This is a genomic window from Parabacteroides sp. AF21-43 (assembly GCF_003635435.1).
Lineage (GTDB): Bacteria > Bacteroidota > Bacteroidia > Bacteroidales > Tannerellaceae > Parabacteroides > Parabacteroides distasonis.
This window is the reverse complement of the sequence record NZ_QTMG01000045.1, coordinates 1-17,830: the sequence shown is the minus strand read 5'-3', so window position 1 is coordinate 17,830 and position 17,830 is coordinate 1. Positions and strand designations below refer to the sequence as shown.

Here is a 17,830-nt window from a genome sequence, read left to right as displayed (position 1 = left end):
ACGTTGTACGTCATGCTGTTGCAGAAGCGCGAGGAGAACGCCATCACGCTGGCTGCCACGGCGAACAACGGCCGTATCATCGAGGAGCCGCTCGCCGATATGGCGCCTGTCGCCCCGAAGAGGATGGTCTTCATGCTTGCGGCGTTGATCTTGGGCCTGGCGATCCCGGTGGGCATTGTCTACCTTCATGACCTGTTGAAATACAAGATCGAGAACCGTGAGGACGTTGAGGCGATCACGGGCGTGGCTATTTTGGCGGAGCTCCCGTTGGTCAAGAAGACGGGTGAGGGCTCGATCGTGGTGCGTGAGAACAAGAACGACCTGATGGAGGAGATGTTCCGGGGGTTGCGCACGAACCTCTTGTTCATGCTAGGCAAGGACGAGCGTGTGATCCTTTTCAGCTCCACGCAACCGGGCGAGGGCAAGTCTTTCGTCGCTGGCAACTTGGCGGTGAGCTTGGCTTACTTGGGCAAGAGGGTGGTGGTGGTCGGCATGGACATCCGCAAGCCGGGCCTGAACAAGGTGTTCAATATCTCCCGTAAGATGGAGGGCATCACGAACTACCTTAGCGACCCGGATCACGTGGAGTTGTTCGACATGGTCCAGCGATCCGATATCAGCCCTAACCTCGATATCCTCCCGGGCGGTCCCATCCCCCCGAACCCGACTGAGCTGGTCGCCCGTGACGTGCTGGAGAGGGCTATCGCCCGGTTGAAGGAACGGTACGACTATGTCATCTTGGATACGGCCCCTATCGGCATGGTTACGGATACGGCGATCATCGGCCGTGTGGCTGACATGTGCGTGTACGTCTGCCGTGCGGACGTGACACCGAAGGCCGGTTTCAGCTACATCAACGTGTTACGGCGTGAGCGTAAGTTCCCGAAGCTCGCGACGGTCATCAACGGCCTTGACATGAGCAAGCGCAAGAACAGCTACGGCTACGGTTACGGCAAGAAATACGGCTACGGCAAGGGATACGGTTATGGCTACGGCTATGGTTACGGTTTCGAGGCATCCTCAAGAAAATAGTAGTACTGTACCCTTTATAACTAATCATAAAAATAACAATTTTCGGACGTTTACATATATATATCATGATGCTAAACCTAGGTAATTTTATAGCGGACAACGTAACTCATCGTGCGGAAAGTATGTTTGCCGCCGATATTGAGAATAATAGAGAGACTCTTTCAAAAGAGATTGAAGGAAAAAGTCTTTTAGTGATAGGAGGAGCTGGGTCTATCGGTTCATCTTTTATAAAAGCGATGCTCCCTTTCAAGCCTTCCAAATTGGTGGTGGTGGATTTGAATGAGAATGGACTAGCGGAACTTACCCGCGATCTTCGTAGCACTGAAGGAATGTATGTTCCGGAAGAATATCGAACTTATACGTTGAGTTTTGCCGATCCTATCTTTGAGCGTATTTTCCGTGAGGAGAAGGGATTTGACATAGTGGCGAATTTCTCGGCACACAAGCATGTGCGTAGCGAGAAAGATAAATACAGTGTGCAAGCACTCATTGAGAACAATGATATAAAAGCAAAACGCTTTCTTGATATTCTCTCCGTTTACCCTCCCAAGCATTTCTTTTGTGTCTCGACTGACAAGGCCGCAAACCCTGTGAACATCATGGGAGCGAGTAAACGGATTATGGAAGATATGATAATGGCCTATACCTCGAGGTTTAAGGTCACTACCGCCCGTTTTGCGAATGTCGCTTTTTCGAATGGCTCATTGCCCAATGGATGGATACACCGTGTCATGAAGAAACAGCCTCTCGCAGCTCCGAATGACGTGAAGCGTTATTTCGTCTCGCCAGAGGAATCCGGCCAGATTTGTATGTTAGCCTGTGTCCTTGGCCGTAATGGTGAGATCTTTTTCCCGAAACTGGGGGAGGAGCAGATGCTAACTTTCTCTTCCATATGCGATAAGTATGTCGAGTCAATGGGATGTCAAAAGAAAGTCTTTTCTTCGGATGAAGAAGCAAAGCACTTTGCTGCGGATATGCCATTCGACAATAAGGAATATCCTGTCGTTTATTTTGGCTCGGATACGACCGGTGAAAAGGCATACGAGGAATTCTATGTCCCGGGCGAGAGATTGAACATGGATCGCTTTAGCAGCCTTGGAGTTATAGAGGAGGTACAAAAACGGCCGTTGAAGGAGATCGATGCGTTCTTCGTTGAATTGGAATCCATCTTCGCCAGTCCCTCTTTCACGAAAGAGGAGGTCGTGAAGGCTATCCAACGCTTCATCCCTCATTTCGAACATGAGGAGAAGGGAAAGAATCTGGATCAAAAAATGTAAGGAATCAAGATATGTCTGATTATGCGAGAGTCGTGGACTTTATCCACGAGATGTATGGCAGCTCGGAGTTCGTTCCCTTGAGTGTGCCTAAGTTCATAGGTAATGAGAAGAAATACCTGAACGAATGTATTGATACGACATTTGTCTCAAGCGTTGGCAAATTCGTAGACCGTTTCGAGGAGGAGATGGCCCGTTATACAGGGGCTAAGAAAGCAGTGGTCTGTGTCAGTGGAACGAACGCTCTCCATATGTCTTTGCTTCTTGTCGGGGTTGAGCGGGATGACGAGGTGCTTACCCAAGCCTTGACCTTCGTAGCCACTTGTAATGCGCTAAGCTATATCGGCGCTCATCCTGTTTTTATTGACGTGGATCGGGAGACGATGGGACTTTCTCCTCTAGCGTTGCGAGTTTGGTTAGAGAAGAACGCTGAGTTAAAGAATGGTGTTTGTCATAACAAGCGTACGGGCAGACGGGTGAAAGCATGTGTTCCCATGCATACTTTCGGACATCCGGTTAAGCTGGATGAGTTGGTGGATGTTTGCCAAGAGTGGCATATAGAACTGGTGGAAGATGCGGCGGAAAGTATCGGAAGCCTTTATAAGAGACGACATACCGGTATCTTCGGTAAGGTTGGGGCCATTAGTTTCAACGGGAACAAGACCATTACGACCGGAGGCGGTGGGATGATGTTATTCCAAGACGAGGAAATGGGTAAGCTGGCCAAGCACATCACGACTCAGGCAAAGGTCCCTCACCGCTGGGAGTTCCGCCATGATCATATCGGTTATAACTATCGTATGCCGAATATCAATGCGGCTTTGGGTTGCGCCCAGTTGGAGCATTTGGATGAGTTTGTGGCCAGCAAGCGGAAAGTGGCTCAAGAATATGCGGACTTCTTTAAGGATATACCGGATATTGATTTCTTCGAGGAGCCGGAGGATAGTTATTCCAATTATTGGTTGAATGTGGTCATCATGAAAGATAAAGCGGCGCAATACAAATTTTTGGAATATACCAATGACCATGGTGTTATGACACGCCCCATTTGGGAATTGATGAATCGCTTGCCTATGTTTGAGAAATACGAGAATGATGGATTGGAGAACACCATCTGGTTTGCGGATCGGGTAGTGAATATACCGAGTAGTGTAAGATTGTGAAAAAGAATTTCCAGTAGAATTATATAAATATGAAAGAAAAAAAGAAAGTGCTGGTTATTTCAGTACATCCCGATGATGAGACATTAGGATGCGGGGGGAGTATTTTGAAACATTTGGGGCAAGGAGATGAGGTTCACTGTGTTTTCATTACGGGTGGAAATATCTATCAGAGGCAATTGATAGATAATATCAATGCATTGTATGGTTTTACCAGCATAATCACCTTGGATTTTAAAGAACTTCATTTACATGAGATGCTGAATGAGCTGATAGAGGCTTTATCTAAGATAGTATCGATCGTTCAAGCCCAAGTGCTGTATATTCCCAATCGTTCAGATGCCCATTCCGATCATCGGGCTGTCTTTAGTGCAATCATGGCCTGTTCGAAAAATTTCCGCTATCCATTTATTGAGCAGATACTTATGTGTGAAGTGATCTCTGAAACAGATTTTGCTCCTATTCTTGGTGAGAATACTTTTTCTCCAAATTATTTTATTGATATCTCTGAGGTGTTTATTAAGAAGATTGAGATATTAAAGATGTTTGGATCTGAATTGTTGCCTTATCCTATGACCCGTAACCAGAGTGCCATAGAGGCTCTTAATCGATATCGTGGAACTTTGATCAATGCAGAATATGCTGAAGCTTTTATGTCTATTAAAACAATTGTAAGATGAAAGATCAACTTTCGGTAATCTTTATAGGAGGATTGAGTAATGGTAAGATCATTTATGATTATCTGAATAAAAACAGATATGTTAATATCTCTTTGGTTATTACCTACTCAGATACATATCAAGGAGCTCGTCACACCATATTGGGTGATGGCCCAAAATTCAGGAAAAAAAATACCGTTAAGGATTGTATTCATGCTATCAAAGATTTGGCTCCGGATTTAATTATAGTAGCAGGTTGGTCTGAACTTATACCTAATGAGATACTCTCGATCCCTCGAATGGGGGTTATCGGTTTTCATCCTGCTAAGCTTCCGTTCGATCGTGGTCGTTCGGTACTTGCTTGGCAGATAGAGGATGGATATACAGAAACTTCTCTCACAATGTTTAAATATTCAGATTATCCTGATGGGGGAGACATTTTGGCGCAAGAAACTATCGCAATAGCTTCAAATGATTATATAAATGATATATTGGATAAGGTAGATGCAGCAAGTCTAAACCTCATTCGGGCTTATTTTCCTCTTTTGCGAAAAGGTTTTTTGAAAGGAGTGAAACAAGATCTATCAGTGGGTAGTTTTCGCCGTTTACGCAGTGCTGATGACTCGATTATAAAATGGGATCGTAATAGTGTTGAGATATATAATAAGATACGTGCCATTTCGCATCCTTATCCAGGTGCAACTACCAAATTTGATGATAAAACGATGTTAGTATGGAAATCAGAAATTATATCTTCATTCCCTTTTCCTGTTGATACAAAACCTGGAACGATAGTGGCTCAATGTTACGACAACACTTTGATTGTAAAAACACGTGATGCTTATTTACGTTTAACAGAATATGAATGGAAATGAAAAAACTCATCATAATAGGTGGAGGTGGTCATGCTTTATCGGTATTGGAAGCAATGGACACATCTATAGAGATAGCTGGATATGTTGACAATATAGAGTCAAAGAAGTTGATTTTACCTTATTTAGGAAACGATGAGTTTGTTTTGTCTAATTTCTCCCCAGAAGAATATAGAGTCCATCACGCTGTTGTTTATACTAATGATGTAAATTTATCTCTTCGCAGTCGAATTATTCAGCAATATGAAGGATATGAGTCTTATACCATCATTGCTCGTAGTGCATTGGTTACTTCTTCCTCAAAAATAGCGGGGGGATGTGCTCTTATGGAAGGCGCTATTGTCAATGGAGCCATATTGGCACAAAATAGTGTTATTAATACTAAAGCAGTGATAGAGCATGGTTGTATCTTAGGTAATAATGTCTTTGTTGGTCCTGGAGCCATTGTCTGTGGCGATACTTGCATAGGTGATAATGTATTGGTGGGAGCTGGTGTTATTATACGTGATGGAATTGAAATAACGGAAAATGTGACGATTGGTATGGGGAGTGTTGTTGTCCGTAGTATTGTTGAACCAGGAGTCTATTTGGGAAATCCTTGTAGAAAAATAAGATAAAATAATGAATCATACTCTTATCATTGCCGAAGCTGGTGTTAACCACAACGGCTCTATTGATATGGCCAAAGGACTTATTGATGTCGCTGCCGATGCTGGTGTGGATTATGTGAAGTTTCAGACCTTTAAAGCGGAAAACCTTGTAACAAAATATGCCGTGAAAGCTGAATATCAGCAACGGAATATGGACGATAACGACAATTCTCAATACGCCATGCTTAAGAAGTTGGAATTTTCATCCGAACAGCATTTTGAATTGATCGAATATTGTGTGCAGAAGGGTGTAGGGTTCTTCTCTACCGCTTTCGATTTTGATAGTGTGGATTTCTTGGCGTCCCTTCATCTGGGACTTTGGAAGATTCCCTCGGGTGAGATCACAAACTATCCATACTTGAAGAAGATTGCAGGTTTTCATCAGCCTGTAATTCTCTCCACGGGTATGAGTACTACGGGAGAGATAGAGGCGGCTATCGATGTACTTACAAAGTTTGGTGTGCAGAAAGAACAGATCATCGTACTTCATTGTAACACCGAGTATCCTACTCCTTTCGAGGATGTAAATCTCCGTGCGATGCTTACTATAAAGGAAGAGCTTGGTGTTAAGGTTGGATATTCCGACCACACTAAAGGCATAGAGGTGCCTATCGCTGCAGTCGCTCTTGGTGCTGAGGTAATAGAGAAGCATTTTACCTTAGATCGTAATTTACCAGGTCCGGATCATAAAGCATCGCTAGCACCGAATGACTTGAAAGCGATGGTTGATTCTATCCGAAACATAGAGAAGGCCTTGGGTGATGGAGAGAAGAAAGTTACCGCATCAGAAGGCAAGAATATCGCTATAGCTCGAAAGAGCATAGTCGCTGCCTGTCCGATTCGAAAAGGAGAGATATTTTCGGAAAAGAATCTTACGGTTAAACGGCCGGGGACAGGCCTCAACCCTATGCGGTGGGAGGAGATTGTTGGTACGATCGCTATCCGTGATTATAATGAAGATGAGCTGATCGAGTTATGAGAAAGATTTGTGTGGTCACGGGAACCCGTGCAGAATATGGACTTTTGAGCAGATTGATGCGCTTGATTGACGAGTCGGAGGATTGTCAGTTGCAAGTCGTAGCGACCAATATGCATTTGCTTCCCGAATATGGAAATACGTATCAAGAGATAGAAAAGGATGGTTTCCGTATTGATGCAAAGGTGTTGATGCGAAAGACTACCGATGACGCTTATGGGGTAATTGCTTCTATGGCTGAAGAAATGAACGGAATGAATGAAGCTCTTCGTGAGTTATGTCCGGATATGGTTGTGATATTGGGTGATCGCTACGAGATGTTAGTGGTAGCTACCGTTGCCATGTTGCAACGTATCCCCATCGCTCACCTGCATGGGGGTGAGATCAGCGAGGGGGCCATGGATGATAGCATCCGCCACTCCATCACGAAAATGAGCTCGCTGCATTTTACCTCTACAGAGGAATACCGGAGGCGTGTCATACAACTAGGAGAACAACCTGAGAGGGTGTTTTATGTAGGAGCGATGGGTGTGGAAAATCTTAAGAAAGTTCCATTGATGCGCAAGTTAGAGTTGGAAGACTCTTTGAATTTCAAATTTGAAGGTTTGTCCGTGTTGGTAACATATCATCCGGTAACATTAGGAAATCGTATTCCTAAAGATGAAATTTCTGATTTATTGAAGGCATTGGATTCTTTTTCAAGTTTGAAGGTTTTGTTTACTATGCCAAATTCCGACCAAGGAGGAGAGGAAATACGATCGGCCATAGAAGCGTATTGTGTCCGGAATGAAGAACGATGTCGTTGCTTCAAGTCTTTGGGGGTAAGACGTTATTTATCGGCATTGGGGTATGTGACAGCGGTTGTTGGAAATTCATCGAGCGGATTGCTCGAAGTCCCTTCAGCTCACATTCCGACATTAAATATTGGTGATCGTCAAAAAGGTCGTACAAGGGGAGCTTCTGTTGTAGATGTTGCATCGGATGAAGCGTCTATCGTTAAGGGATTACAAAAAGTCCTATCTCCTAATTTTCGTGCTTTTTGTAAAACGACTACAAATCCATATGAGAAAGAGGGTACGGCAGAGAGTATTTTTAAAGTAATCTCTACATATTCACTTGATACCTTTTTACAGAAATCATTTTATAATTTGTAAGATGAATATATTGGTGATTATACCTGCTCGGGGAGGGAGTAAAGGTATTCCTGGAAAGAATATTAAACTTTTAGGAGGTAAGCCTCTTATAGGTTATACAATTGATGCTGCACGCTCGGTAGTTGATGATACTCACATTTGTGTGACAACTGATGATGATAAAATTATTGAAATTGTAGAAAAGTATGGGCTTCATGTTCCGTTTAAACGTCCAGCGGAACTTGCGACAGATACAGCCGGAACATATGAAGTACTGCTTCATGCTCTCAATTTTTATGAGAAAAGAGGTGAGATTTTTGATGTAGTTTTGTTATTGCAGGTAACATCTCCATTTCGTATGAGTAAACATATTGAAGAGGCGTTTAAACTATATACAAAGAATCTTGACATGGTAGTTAGCGTGAAAGAAACGGATTCGAATCCTTATTATCTTTGCTTTGAAGATGATGCTCAAGGTATGCTCCATATAAGTAAGGGTGATGGGCTTTATACTCGTCGTCAAGACTGTCCTCCTGTATATGAATACAATGGTGCAATTTATATTATCAATACTGCTAGCCTAAAAGCAATGCCTCTCAATAAATTCACAAAGAGAGTGAAATATGTTATGGATAGAGAGCACTCAATAGACTTAGATACCATGATGGATTGGATGATGGCAGAATATATGATTAAAAATAAAATAGTAGTACTAGAATGACCTTTTTCGAACATCAATGTGTAAAACAAGACGACACTATTTTGTCAGCACTTGCTAAGCTTGATAAACTATCTGGGCAGGCTATGGTTGTCTTTGTACAAAATCGCAAAGAACAAGTCATCGGAACATTAACAGATGGTGATATTCGTCGTGCTTTATTACGTGGTCTGGAGCCTTCTGCTAATGTATGTGATGTTATGAAAACAGAGTTTGCTTTCCTGAAAACTGACGAAAACGACCACACATTAACAATTAATGCATATCGTAAACGTAATATCACGGTTGTTCCTCTTTTGGATGAGAATAATCATCTTGTTAAGATATACAATCTTAGGGAGATACATTCGATTTTACCTATTGATGCTGTTCTTATGGCAGGTGGAAAGGGTGAACGTTTGCGTCCTTTGACTGAGAAAATACCGAAGCCTTTACTTCCTGTTGGTAATAAAGCTATTATAGACCGTAATATAGAAAGGCTCATCTCTTTTGGACTGGAACATATTTATGTTACTGTGAATTATCTAAAAGAACAATTGGAAGATCATTTTGCCGAACCTATTCAAGGTGTGAAGGTGAATACAGTTTGCGAACCCAAATATTTGGGAACGATGGGATCTATTCGGTTTGTAGAACAGTTCCATAATGATACTATCTTAGTGATGAATAGCGATCTCTTTACAGATATAGACTACGAGGATTTCTATTTACATTTCAAGCAGAATAATGCGGATATGAGTGTAGCTGCTGTACCTTATACGGTGAGCGTTCCGTATGGTATCATGGATCTGGAAGGACGAGCGTTGAAAGGCATGATAGAGAAGCCGACTTATAATTACTATGCGAATGCGGGTATTTATTTGATTAAGCGTGAACTGCTAGAACTTATTCCCGAGGATACTTTTTATAATGCCACCGATCTTATTGATGATCTCGTTCGTATAGGTAAATCCATTATCCGCTACCCGATAAATGGTACGTGGATCGATATAGGAAATCCGCAAGAGTATCAGAAGGCGAAAGATTTGGTAAGACATATGAAAGGGTGAAAAGTTAGATGTTTATTTTTGTATGAGGTTCTGAATACAAGTCAAAAGTAAATTAAGACTGTCGATTATTCTCCTGAAAGGAAATGGAGAGTTCTTGAAGTTTTTTTGATTATGGATATTTATAAACTTATAGTGAAGTTTTGACCCATACATATTATGTAATTAGTTGTTTTTATGTATCTACTAAGTATAGCAAATAGAGTCCGAGCTTCAGAGTTGCTCAAAGGCTTTGCTACAACAACATTTTGGAGTGCTCTTTCTAAATTGTTAATTGTATTGACAACTTTATACTGTTCAAATGTGCTAACTCAAGATGAATTTGGCGAGTTTAGTTTCATAAGAAATACATTAAGCACTGTTTTGTTGATCTGCGCAACTAATTTCTCGGGGTTGGCTGTCAAATTTGCGGCAGAAGCAATGCTTTCAAAGGAATCTCTTAAAAAGCTCTATATTCTTTTCCTTTTCACAGTAGGAATAAGTCTTTTGATCGGTGCCTCAATTTTAATTTCTCCAACTAATGCTATACGATCTGTTGTTGGTGGAAGTGGGAATGTAACCTATTTCATAAAGCTTACAGGTTTGTTTCTTCCGGTATTTATGCTTCAACCCTTGTTGAGTGCGATGCTGAGGGGATTTAAACAATTTAGGCTAGTAGGGGAGTACGAGTTATTGTTGAGTGCATTTTATTTCGTGGTGATAATAGCGGGTACTTATTGGGGTAGAAGTAATGGGGCAATCTATGCTTTACTCATATATTATTTATTCTTTTCGGTAATAGGGTTATTGGTGGTTTCTAAATATAATAAGAGTGTTCATTATTTAGTGAAAGTAGAGGAACTAACGAGTCAGAAAGCCTGCTTAAAGAAAATAATTATTCCTGTTTTCTTGATGTCGTTTGTAGAGGCTCCTCTTCTCTGGTTTGCACAAGCGGAAATTGCTAAGCGTGGTTCTTATGCTTTGGTTGGAGGACTATCTGTGATTTTGACTATCAGATATGCAATTCAGGTACTTCCTACTTATTTTTACCAAGCGTTTACGCCTATTGTGACTTTGTTGAATATGAAAGGTGAGTATAGGGAGTATTTTAATAAATTTAAAAAAGTGTCCATTGCTTTAGCTTTAGTGTTTGTAGTCTTATTTGTTGTCTTAGTACTAACCGGAAAGTTTATATTAGGAATATTTAATGAGGTTTATATATCATATTATCAGTCATATGTCATCTCTTTATTTGTTTTGTTGTTCAGCCTATATTCGGTTTTATTCAAGTTGCATATGATGATTAGGGAATATCAAACCGTAATGTTCTATATGACGATTTTAAGTTCTTTCTTCTTCCTGATTTCATTTTATGCCTTTTTGTATTTTTCGTTTGATATGCTCAACTCCTTTTTTTATGCACAGGGGTTACAGTATTTTATTCAGCTGATTGTTAGTGTGTTTGTTTGTAATCTGGATAAAAAATGGAATTCGGTTTGACTAAATTATATAATATATTATGCAATTCTTGATATACTTTCTAATGATTTTTATGTTTACATTCCTTCCTGTTGTAGGCATATTGGTTGAAGATCAAAATTCGATATATGGTTTAGAGCATCTGAAAAATGCAAATCTTATTCATATTTGTATTATGTATGTAGGTCTTTTACTTGCTTACATGAAAATTAAGCAAAAAGGATATTTTTGGGAAAAAGTTAATAACGGTGATTTGTATATTCCTGAAAAGTTGTTCGAAAAAGTTGCTTGTGTAGCTGTTTTATTTGTGCTTTTTCAGTTTAGTTTTCAAGGTCATATGATTCTTAGCGGTGTGGATAGAGGTATTGTACGGTCTTCTATAGGAGTTTGGGGGCCATTAACTACTTATGTAGGTAGATTTGGGATGCCAGCTCTCTTGTCTCTTTCTACAGTTTTGTATTTCTATATTTATGATCATTCTAAAAAAATAAACAGACAATATGTTATAGTTGTTATTTGTGGTATTTTGGTCGCAATTATGGCGGGAGGAAAAGCAAATATTGTAATGATGTTTCTGCCTGTAATTTTACAATGTGGCGGATTCTTGAAAAAAAGGTATTTAGTTACTTTTGTTCTTTTCGGGGCTTTGTCTATAGTTATTGTGGGAATGTTTCAGATGAATATGTCGTTTGCGCAATCAGTTAGTTATAATATCTATAGGGCTACTTCTTTGTCGAATATGGGGACTCTTTGTGTATGGGATAAATTTCCAACTGGAGATCCTCAAGCCTATATGTCCCTTTTAATTGGATTAGGCGAAAGAATTATCTCTTTCTTATTTGATGTAGATAGGCATAGTGTAGAATTTTTGAAGTTCTCTTTACCTCGTTATATTACTTATTTATATTATGGAAATGCGCAAGGTGCAATTGATGGAGTAGTGAATTTGACTATTACCTCTTTTGGAGAGGCTGTCTATTGGTTTGGTCGTAAATTTTATTTTATAGCATCTTTGATATTCGCATTTGTGTTATACAAAATATCGATTTGGGTTTTTAAAACAAGAAAAAAAGACTATCTTCTTAAAAATGTTATAGTTTCTGTTTTTTTTACATCCTTGTGTTTGGGTTGGTTGAATAGTACTTCTGGTTGTTTCTTATCATATTTTTTTGGATTTACCTCTTTAGTCTATTTGTTTGGTACATATATGTTAATCAAATATGTATTAAAAGGATCTAGCCTAAACAAATAGTTAGTGGTTTGACAATTTATGTGACATAATAATGAATAAAATACTTATTTTTTTGTTGGGCGAATTTTCTAAACTAGATAAAGTCCTATTTGATTTGTCTGTTGAAAATCAAAATCGTTATTTATCGTCGTTACCAATCCCCAACGATGATATCGATCGTTCTTATTTACAATATCGTTGTCAATCATTCTTTTCGCCATGCTGGAAAACGGTATTATTAAATATCGTTGCGGCTTTTCTGATCCCTTTTAGTGTTTTTTATTTGTGGTTGAAATCTTTTTTTTATACTTCTTGTTCTTCAAACTTAGAAGCATTGGGGGATTTTAAGAGATTTGAGGAAATAGTGCCTGATGAACTAAACTCCGAATTTAGAATCTCTAATGATGTATGGTTGTTAGGTTCGTGCCTATCTTTTGCGGATATTTGTTTTCTGCTACATGTTTTTCTTCGATATCCGTTATACTGCTATTTTTTATTGAAAGTAACTATAAAGGTGGCTGGTTACAGCTTTATGATTACTAAGTATCAATCGAAAGCAATTGTTGTCCATAACGAGTATTCTTTCACTAGTTCCATTCTGACAGCCTATTGTGAGACGAGAAATGTATTGCATATTAATGTTATGCATGGTGAAAAGATGTATTATATAAGAGATTCTTATTTTCGCTATGATCGTTGTTATGTGTGGGATGCGTATTATAGAGATCTTTTTATCTCAATGAACGCTGCTCCCTCCCAATTCATCATTGCTCTTCCTCCTTCTATGAAAATTAATTGTGCGAAACATGTGAATGAAGGCTGTTATGCATATTACAAGTATTTTCTTACCTCTCAGACAAAAGAACAATTAGTCAGTATTTCGAATAGCTTGCAATCCTTACTAATGCATGGGCGAAAGGTGAAGTATCGTCTTCATCCTCGCTATAGTGATAGGGAATTGGTAAAACAGATAGTAGGTAAGGAAAATGTGGAATATCCAGAGAAGGTATCAATCCTTGATTCCATTTCCAATATGGATACGGCTATTGGTTTATATACAACAGTCCTTAATCAAGCTTATCATTGTGGGAAAAATGTAATCATTGATGATGTGACCTATCCTAGCGAGGTGAAAAAACTGGAGGAGTTTAAGTATATCATGATACACAAAAAATTGCCTTTATTGTCCGAGTTGATTAAAAAGTAGTTTTTAATTCTTCCTCATTGTCTATCTGCGGAAGTTTTTTTCGAATAGATGGCAATTTTATTTATGGGATTGTCTCTCAATAAATTTTATAATCTTCTAATTTTATGAATATTGCGATTGTAGGCACTGGCTATGTGGGCTTGGTGTCTGGCTTTTGTCGTATTCTCTAATCCATATAAAGTTTCATAGAATAATGAAAAGAAAGATTTGCGTAATCGGACTCGGTTATGTTGGCTTGCCGTTGGCACGCTTGTTTTCCACTAAGTTTGAGACTGTTGGTTTTGACATGAACCAAGCCCGTGTAGATGCGCTCATGGCAGGACATGATGCCACATTTGAGGTGAGTGACGAACTGCTTCAAGACGCTATCCGGAATCATGATTTTATTTGTACTACCGATCTGAAGAAAGTTGAAGACTGCAATTTTTATGTGGTGGCTGTGCCTACACCGGTGGATGAGAATAATCGTCCGGACTTGAAACCGCTTTGGGGCGCTAGCGAGACGGTTGGTAAAGTGATTTCGAAAGGTGACATTGTGGTCTATGAGTCTACGGTTTATCCGGGTGTGACCGAGGAGGAGTGCTTGCCTGTTGTGGAGAAAGTGAGTGGTTTAAAGTTTAATAAGGATTTTTTCGCGGGATACTCGCCGGAGCGAATTAACCCGGGCGATAAGCTTCATACGGTTGAGAAAATTAAAAAGGTTACATCAGGATCTACTCCTGAAATAGCTGATATTGTAGATGGAGTTTATAATGCAGTGCTGGTGAATGGTACTCATAAAGCTTCCTCTATCAAAGTGGCAGAAGCCTCTAAGATCATTGAGAATTCACAACGAGACGTGAATATAGCTTTCATGAATGAATTGGCGAAGATTTTTAATGCTATGGGTATTGATACTAACGAGGTGATTGAGGCTGCTGCGTCTAAGTGGAACTTTATTAAATTGAAACCTGGTTTAGTGGGTGGTCATTGCATCAGTGTGGATCCTTATTATTTGATACAGAAAGCACAAGTTTACGGAGTATTACCACGTGTGATGTCATCCGCTCGCCGTTTAAACGATGGTATGGGAGAATATGTGGCGCATCAAGTTATCAAGCATATGAACTTGAAGGGGGTGATGGTGAAGGATGCGAAGATTTTGATCCTAGGTATTACTTTTAAGGAAAACTGCCCTGATATCCGTAACACAAAGGTAGTGGATATTTACACGACATTGCATGAGTACACGGACAATATCACTGTGTTTGATCCGCACGCCAACGTGGAAGCTGTGAAACACGAATATGGTGTGACAGTGGTAAATATGTTACCTTCAGATAGTTATGACGCTGTTATCCTCGCTGTTGCTCACAATGAGTTTTTGGAGATGGATATGACTTCTTTGGGTAAAGCGAACAGCGTGCTTTATGATGTGAAAGGTATTTTGCCGAAAGAGTTTATTGACGGGAGATTGTAAGATATGTTATCAGTAATTTGTCCTATATACAACGAAGAGAAGTATATCGGCCAGTGTGTTGAGTCGATTCTTGCACAGGATTATCCAAAGGATGATTTGGAGATATTGTTTGTGGATGGAATGAGTACAGATGATACTCGTTGTATTGTAGTTAACTATTCCAATGAATATCCATTCATCAAATTGTTTGACAACCCGAAGCGGATAGTACCTTGCGCCATGAATATAGGCATAAAGGCATCGAAGGGGGATATTATTATCCGTTTGGATGCCCACGCTAGTTATCCGACAAATTATTTCTCGGCGTTGATTGGGCGAATTGTAGAATTAGACGCTGATAATGTAGGGGTGGTTTGCAAAACAGACGTGTTGAATAAAACCCCAAAGACATTGGCTATACGTGAAGTCTTAAGCAACAAGTTTGGTGTGGGAAATTCTGTGTTCCGTACAGGTGTTGATAAAGTGATGAAGGTGGATACTGTTCCATTTGGTTGCTATCGACGAGATACATTTGAGCGATTTGGAATGTATGATGAACGATTAATTCGTAATCAAGACTTTGAGCTAAATTATCGTATAAGAAAAGGTAGTGGACGTATATTTATCGTTCCTGATAGTAATTGTACGTATTATGCTCGCGAATCATTCAAAAAATTGTGGATTCAAAATTATAAGAATGGCTTATGGGGTATTCGTACGGTTCTGTTTACAGGGAATAGCAACTCTTTAGCGTTACGGCATTATATTCCTATGATTTTTGTGTTGTCATTGATAGTTCCTCTGTTTGCTTCTTTACTTTGGGGGCCTTTTATGGGTATTGGAGGTTTGTCTTTATTGGCCTATTTGCTAATGATAGGTGGGGTAAGTTTCTGTATAGCAATACGGAAACATCTTAATATATTATATTTATTGTTGGGGTTTGCTACGTTGCATCTATCGAATGGCTGTGGAATGCTTGTTTCTTTATTTACTGCTAAGTCGTATGTGAGGCGCATTAATGCGCAACGACAATGATTGGGTCTTATTGAGATTGTATTTATTAATCATTCATTTTATGAAAAAGATACTTTTCTCGCCTCCAGATATGTCGGAGGCTGAAATTAATGGAGTGTGCGATGCCTTGAATTCCGGTTGGATCACGACAGGACCTCGTACTAAAGAGTTTGAGCGTAAGATAGCCACTTATTGCCATACGAATAGAGCTGTATGCTTGAATTCGGCTACGGCTTGCATGGAATCAATATTGCGGGTATTAGGAGTTGGGGCGGGCGATGAGGTGATCACTAGTGCTTATACCTATACGGCCACTGCTAGCGTGACTTGCCATGTCGGGGCGAAGGTGGTGATGGTGGATACAGCTCCGGATTCTTTTGAGATGGATTATGATAAATTGGCGAAGGCTATAACCCCTAATACAAAAGTAGTGATCCCTGTGGATCTTGGCGGGGTTATGTGTGATTATGACCGGATTTATGAGGCAGTAGAGAGTAAACGGCATTTATTCAAATCTGCGAATGAGATCCAGAAAGCGTTTGGTAGGGTCATTGTATTAGCGGATTCGGCACATGCCTTTGGTGCTCAATGGCATGGAAAGATGTGTGGTGGGGTGGCAGATTTTACCTCTTTTTCCTTTCATGCAGTAAAGAATTTAACAACGGCGGAAGGGGGGGCTTTGACTTGGCGTACGGTTTTAGGTGTGGATGATGAGACTTTGTATAAGCAATTTCAGCTATTGTCATTGCATGGTCAAAATAAGGACGCTTTAGCGAAGACTCGGCTGGGTGCTTGGGAATATGATATCGTGGCTCCTTATTATAAATGTAATATGACGGATATCATGGCCGCTATCGGTATGGCTCAATTCGAGCGTTATGCGGGAATGCTTTCCAGACGACAGGAGATCATCCGCCGTTATAATGAGGCGTTAGCTACTTATCGTACGCAAACACTGAATCATTTGAATGGGGACCATATTTCCAGCGGACATTTGTATTTGGTGCGGTTATTGGATAAGAGTATCGAACAAAGGAATGAGATTATCATCAAAATGGCAGAACGGGGAATCGCTTGTAATGTACATTATAAACCGTTACCCATGATGACTGCTTATAAGGCGTTAGGCTTTGATATCGCAGATTATCCGAATGCTTACAACCAATACCATAATGAGATTACTTTACCCTTACACACCAGTCTTACGGATGAGGATGTGGAGTATGTGATTTCTAATTTTGTTGATATTATTTCCCAATAAAATAATCCAAACGATTTGAAACGTATATTTGATATTGTAGCGAGCGGGATAGGGCTTATCTTGCTTAGTCCTCTATTTGTCATTTTGGCAATTTGGATTAAGTGTGATTCTATCGGTCCTGTCTTTTATAAGCAAGTTCGTGTAGGGCGTAATAATATGGATTTTCAGCTATTTAAATTCCGTAGCATGCGTGTGGGTTCAGATAAGAAAGGGCTTATTACAGTGGGTGGACATGATCCTCGGATTACTCGGTCCGGCTATTATATCCGTAAATACAAATTGGATGAATTTCCTCAATTGATTAATGTGTTTAAAGGGGATATGAGTTTGGTTGGTCCTCGTCCGGAAGTTCGTAAGTATGTTGATATGTATACGGAAGAACAAATGCATGTGTTGGATGTTAGGCCGGGCATTACAGATTTGGCTTCTATTCGGTATCGAAATGAGAATGAACTTCTTGAGCGGGTTAATGATCCTGATAAGTATTATGTTGAAGTAATAATGCCAGATAAATTGCGTATTAATCTGGAATATGTTGCCAGACATTCCTTTACTTTCGATATAAGATTGATATTTCAAACATTTAGAGCTATTGTATCGGAATAGCCCAAAAGAGCTTTTATTCTATAGATTATTCGTGTAACTACATAAACAAGAATTGATATGAGGGATCCTTTTTCTCGACTATCTACCTGGTACTT

General features: G+C 39.9%; 17 protein-coding genes. All 17 read left to right on the top strand.

The window, feature by feature from the left end:
• Positions 1-1,032 (top strand): polysaccharide biosynthesis tyrosine autokinase (locus DWX84_RS20480; RefSeq protein ID WP_122377613.1); only part of this gene is annotated, 1,032 nt, incomplete at its 5' end.
• A gap of 68 nt (positions 1,033-1,100) precedes the next feature.
• Positions 1,101-2,309, top strand: coding sequence for a polysaccharide biosynthesis protein (locus tag DWX84_RS20475; protein WP_122377614.1), 1,209 nt, complete (start codon positions 1,101-1,103; stop codon positions 2,307-2,309).
• Positions 2,310-2,320: 11 nt separating this feature from the next.
• Positions 2,321-3,469, top strand: a complete 1,149-nt coding sequence (locus DWX84_RS20470; protein WP_005865693.1) for a LegC family aminotransferase — start codon at positions 2,321-2,323, stop codon at positions 3,467-3,469.
• Between the two features lie 29 nt (positions 3,470-3,498).
• Positions 3,499-4,146, top strand: a complete 648-nt coding sequence (locus tag DWX84_RS20465) for a PIG-L deacetylase family protein (protein WP_005865695.1) — start codon at positions 3,499-3,501, stop codon at positions 4,144-4,146.
• Complete coding sequence (locus tag DWX84_RS20460) at positions 4,143-5,000, top strand: methionyl-tRNA formyltransferase (RefSeq protein ID WP_005865697.1); 858 nt, start codon at positions 4,143-4,145, stop codon at positions 4,998-5,000. The genes DWX84_RS20465 and DWX84_RS20460 overlap by 4 nt, the downstream gene beginning before the upstream one ends.
• On the top strand, positions 4,991-5,614 hold the full coding sequence (locus tag DWX84_RS20455; protein ID WP_005865699.1) for a transferase: 624 nt from the start codon (positions 4,991-4,993) through the stop codon (positions 5,612-5,614). Before DWX84_RS20460 ends, DWX84_RS20455 begins: the two co-directional genes overlap by 10 nt.
• 4 nt (positions 5,615-5,618) lie before the next feature.
• A complete protein-coding gene (neuB, locus tag DWX84_RS20450; protein ID WP_005865701.1) occupies positions 5,619-6,626 on the top strand; it encodes an N-acetylneuraminate synthase in 1,008 nt (335 codons plus the stop codon).
• Positions 6,623-7,777, top strand: coding sequence for a UDP-N-acetylglucosamine 2-epimerase (gene neuC / locus DWX84_RS20445; RefSeq protein ID WP_005865703.1), 1,155 nt, complete (start codon positions 6,623-6,625; stop codon positions 7,775-7,777). The genes neuB and neuC overlap by 4 nt, the downstream gene beginning before the upstream one ends.
• A gap of 1 nt (position 7,778) precedes the next feature.
• A complete protein-coding gene (locus DWX84_RS20440; RefSeq protein WP_005865705.1) occupies positions 7,779-8,477 on the top strand; it encodes a cytidylyltransferase domain-containing protein in 699 nt (232 codons plus the stop codon).
• Entirely contained in the window at positions 8,474-9,523 is a 1,050-nt protein-coding gene (locus tag DWX84_RS20435; RefSeq protein ID WP_005865707.1) for a nucleotidyltransferase family protein, read from the top strand. The genes DWX84_RS20440 and DWX84_RS20435 overlap by 4 nt, the downstream gene beginning before the upstream one ends.
• A 174-nt stretch (positions 9,524-9,697) precedes the next feature.
• Positions 9,698-10,999 carry a polysaccharide biosynthesis protein gene (locus DWX84_RS20430; protein WP_048928755.1) on the top strand — a complete coding sequence of 434 codons (1,302 nt, stop codon included), beginning with the start codon at positions 9,698-9,700 and terminating at the stop codon, positions 10,997-10,999.
• A 52-nt stretch (positions 11,000-11,051) separates the two neighbouring features.
• On the top strand, positions 11,052-12,230 hold the full coding sequence (locus DWX84_RS20425; protein ID WP_224202082.1) for a hypothetical protein: 1,179 nt from the start codon (positions 11,052-11,054) through the stop codon (positions 12,228-12,230).
• A gap of 31 nt (positions 12,231-12,261) precedes the next feature.
• Positions 12,262-13,416 (top strand): hypothetical protein, encoded by a 1,155-nt coding sequence (locus tag DWX84_RS20420; RefSeq protein ID WP_008777798.1) that lies wholly within the window; start codon positions 12,262-12,264, stop codon positions 13,414-13,416.
• Positions 13,417-13,609: 193 nt separating this feature from the next.
• On the top strand, positions 13,610-14,875 hold the full coding sequence (locus tag DWX84_RS20415) for a nucleotide sugar dehydrogenase (RefSeq protein WP_005865716.1): 1,266 nt from the start codon (positions 13,610-13,612) through the stop codon (positions 14,873-14,875).
• A 3-nt stretch (positions 14,876-14,878) separates the two neighbouring features.
• The gene (locus DWX84_RS20410; RefSeq protein WP_005865719.1) at positions 14,879-15,889 is read left to right on the top strand and encodes a glycosyltransferase family 2 protein; all 1,011 of its coding nucleotides are present in this window, start codon (positions 14,879-14,881) and stop codon (positions 15,887-15,889) included.
• Between the two features lie 40 nt (positions 15,890-15,929).
• Positions 15,930-17,129, top strand: a complete 1,200-nt coding sequence (locus DWX84_RS20405) for a DegT/DnrJ/EryC1/StrS aminotransferase family protein (protein WP_005865721.1) — start codon at positions 15,930-15,932, stop codon at positions 17,127-17,129.
• A 15-nt stretch (positions 17,130-17,144) separates the two neighbouring features.
• Entirely contained in the window at positions 17,145-17,735 is a 591-nt protein-coding gene (locus DWX84_RS20400; RefSeq protein WP_005865723.1) for a sugar transferase, read from the top strand.
• The last annotated feature ends 95 nt before the right edge of the window (positions 17,736-17,830 follow it).